Annotated in this window: 13 protein-coding genes; 4 read left to right on the top strand and 9 right to left on the bottom strand. The window is 31.8% G+C overall.

The genetic code is table 11. From position 1 onward, the window contains the following. Positions 1 to 97: 97 nt before the first annotated feature. The 6 genes from FOF46_RS26280 to FOF46_RS26255 form a co-directional block, all read right to left on the bottom strand. The gene (locus tag FOF46_RS26280) at positions 98 to 1,432 is read right to left on the bottom strand and encodes a DUF885 domain-containing protein (protein WP_143918517.1); all 1,335 of its coding nucleotides are present in this window, start codon (positions 1,430 to 1,432) and stop codon (positions 98 to 100) included. A 59-nt stretch (positions 1,433 to 1,491) separates the two neighbouring features. Beyond that, entirely contained in the window at positions 1,492 to 2,136 is a 645-nt protein-coding gene (locus FOF46_RS26275) for a helix-turn-helix transcriptional regulator (RefSeq protein ID WP_208746819.1), read from the bottom strand. Between the two features lie 241 nt (positions 2,137 to 2,377). Further along, positions 2,378 to 2,734 (bottom strand): hypothetical protein, encoded by a 357-nt coding sequence (locus tag FOF46_RS26270; RefSeq protein WP_109436101.1) that lies wholly within the window; start codon positions 2,732 to 2,734, stop codon positions 2,378 to 2,380. Positions 2,735 to 2,921: 187 nt separating this feature from the next. Next, positions 2,922 to 4,058, bottom strand: coding sequence for a hypothetical protein (locus FOF46_RS26265; RefSeq protein ID WP_143918515.1), 1,137 nt, complete (start codon positions 4,056 to 4,058; stop codon positions 2,922 to 2,924). A 146-nt stretch (positions 4,059 to 4,204) separates the two neighbouring features. Next, positions 4,205 to 5,083, bottom strand: coding sequence for a sugar-transfer associated ATP-grasp domain-containing protein (locus FOF46_RS26260; RefSeq protein WP_109436103.1), 879 nt, complete (start codon positions 5,081 to 5,083; stop codon positions 4,205 to 4,207). 81 nt (positions 5,084 to 5,164) lie between these two features. After that, positions 5,165 to 6,754, bottom strand: coding sequence for a 7TM domain-containing protein (locus FOF46_RS26255; RefSeq protein WP_143918514.1), 1,590 nt, complete (start codon positions 6,752 to 6,754; stop codon positions 5,165 to 5,167). 74 nt (positions 6,755 to 6,828) lie between these two features. Between FOF46_RS26255 and FOF46_RS26250 the strand changes: the two genes are divergently transcribed. From FOF46_RS26250 to FOF46_RS26240, 3 genes are all read left to right on the top strand, one after another. Then, positions 6,829 to 7,341 (top strand): RNA polymerase sigma factor, encoded by a 513-nt coding sequence (locus FOF46_RS26250; protein ID WP_109436105.1) that lies wholly within the window; start codon positions 6,829 to 6,831, stop codon positions 7,339 to 7,341. A 56-nt stretch (positions 7,342 to 7,397) separates the two neighbouring features. Further along, positions 7,398 to 8,300: a FecR family protein gene (locus tag FOF46_RS26245; RefSeq protein ID WP_143918513.1), complete on the top strand. Its 903-nt coding sequence runs from the start codon at positions 7,398 to 7,400 to the stop codon at positions 8,298 to 8,300. An 84-nt stretch (positions 8,301 to 8,384) separates the two neighbouring features. Beyond that, entirely contained in the window at positions 8,385 to 10,940 is a 2,556-nt protein-coding gene (locus tag FOF46_RS26240; RefSeq protein ID WP_143918512.1) for a TonB-dependent receptor domain-containing protein, read from the top strand. Between the two features lie 14 nt (positions 10,941 to 10,954). On the opposite strand, the gene FOF46_RS26235 is transcribed toward FOF46_RS26240, so the two are convergent. Together FOF46_RS26235 and FOF46_RS26230 are read right to left on the bottom strand one after the other, a co-directional pair. Further along, positions 10,955 to 11,227: a hypothetical protein gene (locus FOF46_RS26235; RefSeq protein WP_109436108.1), complete on the bottom strand. Its 273-nt coding sequence runs from the start codon at positions 11,225 to 11,227 to the stop codon at positions 10,955 to 10,957. Then, the gene (locus tag FOF46_RS26230) at positions 11,224 to 11,475 is read right to left on the bottom strand and encodes a hypothetical protein (RefSeq protein WP_109436444.1); all 252 of its coding nucleotides are present in this window, start codon (positions 11,473 to 11,475) and stop codon (positions 11,224 to 11,226) included. Before FOF46_RS26230 ends, FOF46_RS26235 begins: the two co-directional genes overlap by 4 nt. A gap of 170 nt (positions 11,476 to 11,645) precedes the next feature. Between FOF46_RS26230 and FOF46_RS26225 the strand changes: the two genes are divergently transcribed. Continuing rightward, complete coding sequence (locus FOF46_RS26225; RefSeq protein WP_143918511.1) at positions 11,646 to 12,152, top strand: CvpA family protein; 507 nt, start codon at positions 11,646 to 11,648, stop codon at positions 12,150 to 12,152. Between the two features lie 11 nt (positions 12,153 to 12,163). Here FOF46_RS26225 and FOF46_RS26220 read toward each other — a convergent pair whose 3' ends face one another. Next, on the bottom strand, positions 12,164 to 14,035 hold the full coding sequence (locus FOF46_RS26220) for a SulP family inorganic anion transporter (RefSeq protein ID WP_143918510.1): 1,872 nt from the start codon (positions 14,033 to 14,035) through the stop codon (positions 12,164 to 12,166). Positions 14,036 to 14,232 lie beyond the last annotated feature (197 nt).

Here is a 14,232-nt window from a genome sequence, read left to right as displayed (position 1 = left end):
CCTAATCAATTATAAGGTTTTGTTGTACTTGCACAAACAAAAATACTAGTCCTTAGATACAATTTATATTGAGATTTGTTAATCTTAGCATAATATATTACAACCCTAATTGCCTTCTTAAAATTGAATACGGTAACAATTCTCTTTTTAAAATATTTCTATGAAATTCTTTAAGGTCAAACTTTTTATTTTTTTCGAGTTCTGATTTCCATTTAAGAATTTTATTTGATCCATATTTATAGGTAATAACTTGTACAGGCCATCTTTTCATTCTATTGATTTCTCGAAAAGCAATATCATCCTGCCCCTTAATGTGTTGTTGCCAAAATTCTAAAGCCTTTTGATCACTCCAACCATAATAATTTAATCCAACGTCCAGCACGACTCTTACTGAACGGATAATATCCCATTCCCATTTTCCTAATTCATCATATATATTTTGATACGCTCCTATTTCATTACCTAACTCTTCTATATATGCAGCCCATCCTTCTCCGACTCCTCTATATCTAAATATCTTTTGTATTTCAGAACGTGATGTAGATGACTCAACCATGATTTGATAATGATGCCCTGGCATTGCTTCATGAATATATAACCATCCCACCTGTCTTTTATTAAAAGGAGTATTGAAATAATTATAATAAAAAGTACCCTCACTATAAAAACCAGGTACTTGAGATAAATTTTTATTAGTGCCACGTTTTATGCTTACTTCTGGTACATTATCCAAAAACGGAAACAATTCTGGTAATTTCTTTGATACTTGCTTTTTGACTTCCAAAAAGCGCTGTTGAATAGTATCAATATTGGTATAAAAAAATGTAGAGTCCTTGATATACGTACTAAAAGTAAGGCTATCCATACCAGATTTAACTTGTATAGCTTTCATCCTGGATGTAACCTTTGCTATTTCTTTTATTCCCAGAGCATAAATTTCCTCTGGCGTTGTTTCCTTGTCTACCCATTTTTTTAAGAAATATGCATACCACTCTTTTCCATAAGGGACATCGAATATTTTGGTTTCAGGAATACTATCTTCTTCTCTATTCAACCATTTTTTCTCAATATCTATTCTATGACGATTAAGTTGACATTCATAAAGCATCAAATCATAATCCAATTTAGCATGATCTGGCAATTGATTTTTATTTATTTTTTGAAGTGCATGTTCTAAAGCACTAAACATTGCTTCTTGTGCATGAACGGATTTCTGGCTTTTAATATTTTTAATATTATCTACAAAGGAAAGTTGAAGTGAAGGAAGATTAAATTTCTTGTAATCCTTTATGAATTTATTGGTAATCTCATCCCATTCAGCAGATTGACCGTCAACTTTATATTGACAACCCAATAAAATAACTGCACATACTAAACCTATAATTTTTATAGAAAAATTATCTCCTTTCAAACTATTTTTTTGATTTTTCAAACCTATTTCTTTAATCACAAGAATAAGATGAATATTCTAATATGATTTGTATCATCTTGCTATTTTATATAAAGAGAAGAAGAAATTTTATAATACTTCTTAAATCGTTTAGAAAATAAAGCTAAATCTGTATACCCCAATTGATAAGCTATAGATGTTAAAGAAATATGATCTTTAAGGATAAGCTCTTCGGCTTTTTTCATTCTCAATTGTTCCTGCATCTCTAAGGGAGTCATTTTAAAACAATTCTTAAAAACTCTTGCAAAATGAAATTTTGAAATTCCTGATACCTCAGCTAATACCTTTAATGTTATTTTATGTGTATAATACCTATGGATATATTCTCTTGCTTTAAAAAGCTTAGAAATCAAGAGTTTTTGTGTCTCTACTCTCTTTGTTATACACTGTACTGCATTTCCAATTATATTCATTTCTCTATGAAAACCAAGTAAATCTTCTTTAAAATCATGAATAATATTTATAGCGTCTTTCTTAAAATCAAAAATAGAAAAAGCATTAGAAAAATTATTTAAGGATGTACCTAATTGTGTTGATAATACTCCTGAAAATGGTTGATTAAACAGCAAATCATTATCTAAAAAATCTGATACTTCAATATTTAGTAATTCTGGGTTGATATCTAGACAGCAACCTCCAGTATATATGTTTTTAGCAAACATTGTATAGTTTACATCTTCTCTCAAAATGATGAACTGTCCTTTATGTACATCTAATTGATCTGTATTAACATCATAGGACTCCTTTCCTTCAATAACATATTTTAAAGCTATTCCGGTAGTTTTTCCTTTATATTTAATAGAGGTATTAGATTGAGAAATATTAATTTTCCCAAAATTAGAATCTTGATATTTGGTTTGGTTATCGATACTCTTGTATGCTAAAAACTATTATAAATCCTAACACAAGATACTAAAACAAATATTTTTATACGATGTATTGGCTAATCAAAAAATAATTCACAATAGCTTCTTTCATCAATACCGATTGTTCTCCAGCCTTTAGATTGGGTAATTGTTCTTTGACTTTATAGTGTGGCCATCCCTGATCATCATAGAAATCAAATTCGTAGTATCCATATGGTTCTAAAAGACGACATATTGCAATATGCATCAAGTCTAATTTTTCATCTTTTTTAAATTTGCGATGAATCTGACCCAATTCCTGAACACCTATAAGATATATGATACCGTCCAGATCTAAATCTTCTCCTTCTGAAAACTGATCAGAAAGTTTTTGTACCAGATTATCCCATCGTTCCTTTAATTTTTCATCTCTTGCCATATGCCTCAGTCAATTATTGTTATCTATTATCCATAAGATAATTGGTAAAAATCCCGTTTTTTTGTTGGATTAATTCAACTCATTTTCTTATACTTTTTTACTCCACAAGAAAAAGAATACTAAAAAAGTTAAGCGTTACAAAAGTAACGCTTAACCAAAAAAAACTGATATAAATAAAGGGGAAATCTTACAATTTCCATAGAATGCCTATTCCTGCATATTGATTCCTATAATTTCTGAAGGAACGAGCATCTATATCTGTATAATTTGTACTTCTTATTCTAGAATTTATTTTGGCTGTTATCGAAAAACCATTGCCAATATCGTGAGAAGCATTTACACCAAAATTTGCATATTCATAGGTAAGTTTTTCTCCTATTCTACCATCGGTATTCCTTGCTTCAATACTTGAGTAGTTTCTGGTAATAAATGAAAACGAACCGTTTATCATTGTCTTTGCACTCTTATATTTTAGAAGTATTCCCGGGCCAAATTGATTAAACCCAGAACGGTCTGTAGAATTATCCACTCGAGTATAATAGGTTAAGGTTGGTTTTATTTGGAACTGTTCACTAAAAGGTAACTGATAAAACAACGTAGCCTTAACATAGTCCCAATCTCTTTCTCCATCGGTTATGACCTCACTTGCATTAAAAGTATCATACAATCTCTTCTTTGCATATGCATTAATCCCTAATTTATGTTTTAATTTACCTACTTTAAAAGTCTGAACATTAGACACCTCTAAGCCGAATTCATCAAACTGTAAATCCCTAATTCCAAAAGCATCAAAATCTTTAAAATTATAGAATACTTTTGTAATCAATTTGTTATTGACAAAAGGATTAAAATCAACACCTGCATTAACTCCGTATAACGTATACCCTAATGGATTAATCAAAACATCCTGATCTCCACCTAACCCTTCTCTATTCATTCGTATAAGTTTAGTTTCTGCCAAAAGCTTAACGTTTTTATTAAACTTATAATCATATTTTGCCCTAAGGTTTGCGCTCCAATAGCTATCATCAATATTTTCGTAGAATATTCTTGCCGATGGTTTTACAAAAAAGCGTATTCTATTTTTCCTATCCCACTTATTTGTATATATATAATTGGCCGAAATATCTTGATAAATACTACTTGCAATCAAATCTTCCTTGGTTAAAACACTATCGTTTACTCGTACCTCTTCTGGACTTTTGAAATAATTATATTCATATCCTCCTTGGGTTTCTGCGTTAAAAACATGCTTACTTTGTGAGAAACTTAATGTGTGTACTACAACTGTAATTACTATAGATATTATAATTCTTGTTTTCATATTTTTTTGTTTTGTGACTTTGCAATAGTTGTCCTGCACTTGCTGATAGGCAAATGAAATTCTACAAATAAAAATTAATCGCTTTAGTCTTTTTTGTAGTAAGGATTAGTTTTGTTTTTTTACTATTTTTTTATTGATTATTTACTTTAGATAGCGTGTTTAATTACTTCTTTTAACCCTGTTTTATTTACGAGTTGAATCCCTAGTCCAGGTCTAACATTGATTTCCATGATTTGTGGTCCCTTGTTTTTATCGATTACAATATCAATACCCAGATAGTTGAGAGGGAATGCTTTAGCGGTGGCTACAGCTATTTCCAAAATTTCTTTCCAATACGGTATGGGGGCACCGTTGACCAAAAAAGTACTATCTGGGTGATGATTGCTATATTTTTTACCATCATATACTTCTAACAATCTTCCTTCTTGCATATCAACTCCAATACCCACTCCATTTTGATGAAGATTTGCTTTACCATCAGATTTTTCTGTAGGCATTCTTAGCATTCCCATTAACGGAATACTGTTTAAGGTAATAATTCTAAAATCTGGTACTCCAGAAGGATATATTTCCTGAAAAAACGGATGTGGTTCTATACATTCTTCAATAAGGACTCGATCATGAGATCCTAATGAGAAAAAACCCATAATAATAGATGCCATATGCTGAAATATTTCACGATCAGAAATGATCTCACCACTACTCATCCAATTTCCTTCTTTATCCTTTTTGAGAATTTTAATTCCTCCTCCTCCACAACCATTTGCGGGTTTTATAGCTAAAGCTTTGTATTTTTTACAAGATTCCCAAGCACTTTTTATATCACTATTATATTCGATCACTGCGTATGTTTTTGCACATGGAATGTCGTTTTTATGTAGTACTTCTTTAGTTAATACTTTATCATCAGCCAGAGGATAGTACTTCTTAGGGTTATTAGGATAAATGAGTCTTATATTTCTTTCATTTAACCCAATCACATTTGATGCAGAAGCAGACTTTTTATTGAAGATTATTGAGAACATAATGATATTTTTAATTTGTTTTTTTCGTTTGTTTGTTATAGAACAGGCTACTTTATATTTACCCTACCAAAAAGTTGATTTTTATTTTTCGGGCTCCAAAAGAGGTCTGAATCTTACTAATTCTACCCATCTTATTCCTATATATCTGCCTAAAAATGTTGCTGATCCAATAATTATAAGAACAATCTCTGGAAATAAAATCAAGATAGAGGGTAACCATGACAATGAGAGAATCAGGTAAGAAATTGAAGTAGCAATTAATGTTTGGAATAATTTATCTATTGCTTTTATGTATCCATCTTCTAGAGTAGAACGAGAAAAACGTTCTGTGGCAATTGTAAGAATGATGATAGGAAAAAACGTAAGTTTTGTTAACCAATCTATATCATTCTTTATTCCAAAATGAGTAGCAATAAGGATTACAGACACCATTATCGTTAATGATATAACCAGTTTTGGTGTATATAACAGTCCTAATTTATCAAAAGGATAAGATATTAATCCAATAAACATAATGAGACCTACAAAAATTGCAATCCCAGAAACATAACCGGTATGTAGTAACGAAAATGCTATTAATACTGGTAAGAATACTCCAAAGGTCTTCAGTCCGACTATATTTCTTAGAAAAGCTACTAATAATCCTCCTATAGGCAATAGCAATAATAATCTTAGAGATCCCATAGGAATCACTTTTTTATCTACCAATGTCCAAAGTGAAAATCCTGGTAAATTATTAAGTTCTTCAGAATTCATTTTTAAAAATGATACATGATTTACTTCTTTAATTTCATAAGTATAATCAAACTGAATCCCCGGAGTATGTGTAATTAATGATTTATCTCCATGATACAATTCTAAATAATTTGCTGGCAGATATGCAAAATGATTGTTTAAGGCATCAAAAGGAACCCAATTTTCATTAATGAATACTTCTGCCCAGGCATGTGATGTTCTTTTATCCGCATTTTCAACGATAATTCCTCCTTTGACTCTAGCGGGATACCCCAGGCTTCTGCTTAGTGCTACGAATAATCTGCTCTTCCCATTACAAGAAGCTCTGTTCTGTTCTATAGTGGTTATAGCATCGGTTAACGTAATAATGGGAGCAGAAGGAATCCCATATACATAATCAAAAATATTTTTAATAACTTCTCTATCGTTTTTAACATTTTGACTTAACCGAGTTGCCAGTGTTCTAATAATTTCATCCCCAGATTGAATATTGGTTGTTGGGTTTAAATATTCTATGATATGATTCACATGTTTTTCTGAAACCAAATCAAATTTTTGAGGAACCTTAAACCCTTTAGCTTTTCCTGCAAAAGTAAATTCATAATCTACCGAATTATAAGTGTCTTTATTTTTAGTTTTCCAGATAGCCCTTATGTTTTTGTGCTTCTCCTCTTTCTTACTAAAAAAAAGTGCCGTATCATTTTTTATTTTTTCTTCAGAAATTCTTTGTCTAGAATTGCTCCTTGGCAAGTATGTTTTTAATGACGTCTCTCTATCTGAGGATTTAAAAAAGAATCTATATTTTATGGTGTAGACTTTCTCTGGGTTAAAATTATCATAATGATCAAGAATGGGGTTTATTTTAAAGCCAATTGAAGTTATAGCAATTGCTATAATTATAATTAATGCGATTGTAAGATTTGTTTTGGAATTCATAATCAGTTATTTTTGGGTAATAACAGGTAGAATTGATTTCACCCTACCTCGAATCGAAAAAAAATTCTTTTTATATGGTGCAATTCTCTAAATCTGTTTGTGAACAACCTGTTTTCACCAAACTATTTGAAACACATGCAGAGGATATTAGAAATTTTGCCTACTATAAATGTGGAGATAGAGATCAAGCAGAAGATCTCATGCAAGAAGCCTTTATAAAACTCTGGCATAACTGTAAAAAAGTAATCTTCGAAAAAGCAAAAGGTTTCTTATGTACAGTAGCAAACAATTTATTTCTTAATCAAGTTGCGCATAAAAAAGTTAGGTTAGAATACTCAAAAATTCCCCGAAGTAATCGAAATGTAGAATCCCCTGATTTTGTGATGGAAGAAAAAGAGTTTATGGATAAACTTCAAAATGCTATTGGTGGTCTTTCTGATGGTCAGCGAGAAGTTTTTCTATTAAATCGTATCAATAAAAAAACATATAATGAAATAGCTGATATGCTTGATATTTCAGTTAAAGCTGTAGAAAAGAGAATGCATAATGCATTAAAAGAATTAAGAAAGTTGGTAAAAAATATATAAAGCTAAGTAGGGTAATTTAAAACTCACCTGTTTTTTTGTTATAGGAGATAGAAAATATGCTTAATGAAAATGAAAATACATATCTAGCAAAGTGGTTGAATAATGATCTCAATGCTGAAGAACTCGAGGAGTTAAAAAAACTTCCCGAATACGACGATTATGAAAAAATCATTGAAGGGCTCGAATATTTTCATACGCCTTCATTTGACACTCAGCGTTCGCTAGCAACTACGCTAGGTAAGATTTATCAGCCTAAAAAGGCAAAGTTAATACATCTAAAACCAATTGTGTACGCTATTTCGGCGGCGGCTTCGATAGTATTAATTATTGGGATTTTCTTTAATAAAGTAACCTATTCAACAGATCCCGGAAAACAATTAGCTATAACATTACCCGATGGAAGTTCTGTTGATCTAAATGCTGCTTCTACACTAACTCATCAACGGTTTTTCTGGTCAAAAAACAGAGAAGTCTTTTTACAAGGTGAAGCTTATTTTAAAGTAACTTCTGGAACAAATTTTGTCGTCTCAACGTCAATAGGAAAAGTCGAAGTATTAGGAACTCAATTTAATGTAAAAGGCAGATCAAATGAATTTGAAGTTGGCTGTTATGAAGGAAAAGTAAGAGTTGCAACTCAAGATAATCAGCAAAAAATATTGGAAAAAGGTCAAGGAGTCTCCTTACAAAATAAAAAACTTATAGATAAGGTGATTAATGATTCTGAACCCTTATGGAAAAACAGGGAAAGTGTTTTTAACAGCATTCCGCTAAAAGATGTTCTTGATGAGTTAGAAATACAATACAATATCACTTTTAGACGGGACAAAATTGATCAAAACCAATTGTTTACAGGAGGATTTAATTATGATGATCTCAATATTGCACTCGAATCTGTATTAGTTCCTATGGGTATTAATTATGTTGTAAATGGAAATACTGTATCGCTTTCTCCCCTATAATTATTAATCATATAGTAACCAAACACACAAAATCATTTAATAATCTTTACGTTTTAGAATCATACTAAAACTAAAAACCGTACTATGAAAAAAACGCTGCTACTATTCTTTTTTTGTGTTTACTCTCTTCAAGCACAAGTGACCAAAGATTATAAAGAAGCGCCTTTACAAGATGTACTCAAAGAAATATCAGAATCGTATGGACTTATTTTTTCTTTTAGTAACGAAACCGTGAAAAATAAAATAATCACTCTTGCTATTAATAACACGCCAATAGACGAAATTTTAACTACACTAAAAGTACTTACTAATCTTAATTTTAAAAAAATATCAGACCGACAAGTAATCGTTAGTGCCCCTAATAATAAAGTAGAGGTGTGCGGATATCTCTTTGATGAAACGACTAACGAGCCTCTATCTTATGCATCAATAATTATAGAAAGTAGTAAAACAGGAACCATAGCAAATGACGACGGGTTCTTTCAACTTGGAAATATAGACCTTGATGACACGATCTCTATACAATATGTTGGATATAAAAATAAAACAATGAATGCTTCTTCTTTTAAAGCATCCAATTGTCCTAGAATACCTCTTTTTGCAGAAAGCACTTCATTAGAAGAAGTTCTCATTGTAGAATATATAACCAAAGGAATCGATAAAAAAATTGATGGATCCTTGGGAATTTTAAATGAAGAACTTGGTATTCTCCCAGGTCAAAGTGAGCCTGATATTTTACAAAGCATTCAATTGATTCCCGGGATAAATAGTCCCGACGAATCCGCATCCGGAATACAAATACGTGGAGGTTCGTCTGATCAGAATCTTATTCTTTGGGATGATATTAAAATGTATAATACAGGCCATTTATTTGGAATGATTTCTGCGTTTAACCCTAATGTTGTTAAAAATGTGAAAATCTTTAAAGGAGGAGCAGATCCAAAATATGGCGATAGAGTTTCTGGAGTAATTGATATCTCTAGTGATCAGAACGTACCCGAAAAGTTTAATGGTGGCGCTGGTATTAATGGCACTCACGCAGATGCCTTTATGAAAATCCCTGTATCCAACAGGATAGGATTGATCGTCTCTGGCAGGAGGTCTTATACAGATTTCTTAGAAACACCGACCTATACTGCACTTTCAGAAAAAGTGTTTCAAAATACAAAGATAGTACAAGGAGCAAACCAAGTATCTCCGGGAGATGAAGAGGATGAAGAAGATGAAGAAGACATCGGAGAAAATGATTTTTTCTTTTATGATGCTACTGCAAAACTCATTATTGATGCTGGCAAAAATGACAAAATTATGGTGAGTAGTCTGTATACAAATAATGATCTCAAGTTTGAAATTAATGATGATGAAGATCTTATCACTGATGATCTGGAGATCACAAACGAAGGAGCTAGCTTTTCTTGGGTTGGCACTAACAAAGGTCGTTTTCATCACAGCCTAAAAGCTTATTTTTCTAAATTCGATTCTGATTATCAATTTTCTGAACGGCAAGAACAAATCATCGAAGAACAATCTATTAGAAAAAACACAGTCGAAGATATTGGGCTAGATCTTAATATCACATATGATCTTAATACAAAAAATTCACTAACGCTTGGTTATCAATTTTCTGATAATGAAGTGTTTTATGTGGTTACAAGAGAAAGTGAATTTGAAAACCCAATAAATGAATCTGATAGAGTACAAAATAAGGCAAATTCTATGTATGCAAATTATAAATTCTCTCCAGAGAATAAGGGTTTTATTAATTTGGGAGTAAGAACATCTCATTATTCTGTATTAGATAAATTCTATATAGAGCCCCGAGTAAACATAGAATATCCTATTACAGATTTTCTAAGAATAAAAGCAACAGGAGAACTTAGATATCAACCGATTAGTCAATTAGTAGAATTTGAAGACACACAACTTCGTTTGGAGAATAATCTATGGATACATGCCAACGATGAAGTCCCTGTATTAGAAAGCACTCAATTCTCTGGAGGGGTTTTATTTTCTAAAAATGATTGGAATTTTGAGATCGATGGATATTACAAAAACATAGATGGCCTTACATCTGTAACTAATGGTTTTAATACCATTAATAATGATTTATCTGTTGGGAAAAGCGCTATTTTTGGAGTGGATGTACTTCTAAAAAAGAAGATCAAAAACTATAGAATCTGGTTGGGTTATACCTTTAATGATATTAAATTTACCTTTCCTGAAATACAGGAAGCTTCTTTTCCGGGCAACAATGATATCACACATAATTTTAGAATCTCTAATACATTTGAAATTAATAATTGGGAACTTTCGGCAGGTTGGTTATGGAGGTCTGGAGCTCCTTTTACCGATGCAGACCTTGTAAATGAAGAAATTGAATTTGGAGCAGCTAACGCAGAACGGTTAAAAGAATACCATAGATTAGATATCTCTGCTATTTATAGATTCAATCTTAGTAAGACCGGGAATTGGAAAGGTCAATTTGGAGCTTCAATACGAAATGTATATAATAGACAAATTCCTATTTCAATAAGTTATCGATTAGATGACAATCCGAGTACAGGAGAAATAGAATTAGATCAACTTCGACAAGAGTCCTTGGGTATAACTCCTAATCTTGTTTTTAGAGTATCTTTTTAAAAACGATGTATTAGTTATCTATCAAGTACTTGTGTTAACACATCTTTATGTAATAACCTCATAAGTATTATTTCTTGTTCTGAGGACATGATAGCAATTAGAAAATAAAACCCTATACCCATTTTATAGGCATTATCATTGCCATGTATCTTTCTAAGCTGAGACACGTGATCCTTGTTTTTGGCTGATTTTAGCATCTCTAAAACATTTTTTACTTTTTCTTGAAGAGAAACATCTTTTACCAATTTAAAGTCTTTAGCAAATTGTTCTGAAATTTTTAGCTTCATGTTTTATCAGATGTAAATAATTCCTCCTCACTTATTGTAATAGATGAATTAGCTTTTTGCATTAAAAGTAACAGTCCAAGGTCTTCTTTTTGATCTAAAGACATTGCTTCAATTTGTTCTTTTTCCTTTTGTTCGATATACCACAGTATAGCGTCCTCCATAACTTTCTTAACACTAGAATCCTCTATTGCCGCTATTAGCTTGAGTTTAGGGATTATTTGCTCATCTATATCTATAATTTTTCTCATAGTATATATCATATATATTATATGCTAAATATATACAATAATATTTAATTTTACAATATAGGACTATGCTACTCTATATTGATGGCATCTCTTTATAAAACGGCAAATACATATCAGATCTTCGGATATGGGTATAAATGAATTATATTTGACATTATAATCACTGATTAATGAATTACATTGATATCATTTTGGGGATTCTTTTATTATGGGGATTAATAAAAGGTCTTAGTAAAGGCTTATTTGCTTCTTTAGCCTCTTTGGTTGCTCTTATTGTTGGAATATATATTGCAGTTCATTTTTCTCATATTATTGGTGGGTATCTTGGTCAATATGTAGATTGGCAAGAAGGTGCTATGAAACTTGTGGCTTTTGCCCTCACTTTTATTCTGGTTGTTATACTCGTTTCCCTTGCTGGGAAAATTTTAACCAAAATTGCTGACTATGCAGCATTAGGGATTTTGAATAAGATACTAGGAGCGGCATTTGGAGTTTTAAAAATGGCTTTTATTTCAAGCGTCATTATTATATTTATTGATGCTATCAACAGGAACATCACCATTATCAAGGAAGAAACAATCAACTCCTCATATTTATATAAACCAGTTCGTAAACTAGCACCTATGGTATTGCCTAGTATTTTAAAAGACACCAATAACAATTCTCAAGAAAGTTAACACGATCTGTATTATTCTTTAGAATCTGTAGAATCTTCTTCAATTGCATTGTTTAAATAGGCAATACAGGAGTCAAAATCTTTGAATACACGATCTTCAGGTATTAAATCTGGTACTATATCAATATTTTTGGCGAGATATAATGGTTGTTGCTGGATACCAACAATATGAGTTTTAACTCCTTTTTGTTCCAGACCAAAAATAATCTCTTCTAAAGTATACACCCCAGATTGATCCATATAAGGAACTCTATCCATTCTTAAAATTACATATTTTGCTGTTTCTGGGATTTGCATTGCTAGTTGCTGAAGTTCACTTGTAGATCCAAAAAACACAGGGCCATTAAGATGTTTAATAAATATATTTTCTTTAAGTTGCTTGGGTATATTAATCTCATCTTTCCATACGCTCTCTTTCAAATTATTACCTTCCAGACCCTCAAGAGATTCTACTTTGGATTTACTTGCAGTAACATCTCCCATTTTTTTCATAAACATTAAGGAAGCAATGACCAAGCCTATACCTACAGCATAAACTAAATTCCAAAAAACCGATAAAACTAAAACAATGATCATAATAGCCACTTCAATCTTTGGCATGTGCGGCATGGCTTTAAGTCCTTTATAATCCATCACTCCAATACCCACAGTAATTAGAATTCCTGCCAAAACTGCTGCCGGAATCTGAGATGCAACTGGCCCAAGAGCCAGTAAAACTATCAGTAGTAAAACACCTGCTATCATTCCTGATAATTTTGTTTTTCCACCTGCATTAATATTTACCACGGTTCTAATTGTAGCTCCTGCTCCCGGTATTCCGCCAAAAATTGCAGCAATACTGTTCCCAATCCCTTGTCCAATTAATTCTTTATTTGGCTTATGCTTGGTTTTAGTCATGTTATCCGCTATCACAGAAGTCAACAAAGAATCAATTGCCCCTAAAAAAGCAAGAGATAAGGCTGTAAAGATATATGGCGTTACGGATGATAAGCTAAATTCTGAAAATATAGATAGATTAGGTATTGGAAATCCGCTAGGTATCTCTTCTATTGGTCTATATTTTAATCCAAAACCATAGGCTACTCCAGAAACTATAACCAAGGCAACCAATGTACTAGGTATTGCGGTGGTAATGCGTTTAAAACCATAGATAATAACAATAGTAACCAGACAAAGAATAAGCTCTAAATAATTAATATTAGACAATGCATTCGGCAAACTCTTTATAGCTCCCATAACTCCTGAGGCAGCGTTGCCTGCAAGAGTCACAGCTTCAAGATAAATTTCATCATGTGATATATTCTCTGCTCTTTTAATCGTTTCTTTAAAATCCTCAAGCACAAGAATACCTTCTCCTGCTTCATCTTTTAAAATCTTATTCAAAATCACCTCTTCTGCCTGTGGTTTGAATTGATTTACAAAAGCCTCATCTTCTTTTGGATAATAACCAAAAGCAGGTAAAAGTTGTGTAATTAATATCATAACTCCAATAGCGGTCATAAAACCCGAGACCACTGGATAAGGTATATATCTGATATATTTTCCTATTCCTATTGCTCCTAGACCGATCTGAATTATTCCTACCATCAAAAATATAGTAAGAATCGCTGGTAATGCTTTTTCAACATTTCCATCATTAGCACCTATTATACCAGCAATAACCAACATACTTACTGCTGTCATTGGCGCTGTCGGACCAGAAATCTGAGTATTTGTTCCTCCAAAAAGTGAGGCAAAAAAACTAATAAAAATTGCCCCATATAAACCCGCACTAGGACCTAATCCAGAAGATACCCCAAATGCTAGTGCTAATGGTAAAGCCACTATTCCAGCTGTTAATCCCCCAAAAGCATCTCCTTTAAAATTGCTAAAAAATCCTTTCATATATTCGTTTTTACTCTTTGTCCTTATAATAATAGTAAAACTATCAAAACAATGAGTCGTCCTAAAATAGGTTGACAATTTTACGATATTTAATTTAGTCCTGTGAAGCTAGCTTCACAGGATTTTTTGTTATGTATAAAATTAGGTGTTTTTAAATTAAGACTCCAATGTGGTCTTTTATTATTATAAGTTTCTAT

This window comes from Aquimarina algiphila, from assembly GCF_007489275.1.
GTDB classification, from domain to species: Bacteria; Bacteroidota; Bacteroidia; order Flavobacteriales; family Flavobacteriaceae; genus Aquimarina; species Aquimarina algiphila.
This window is presented reverse-complemented; position numbering and strand designations above follow the sequence as displayed.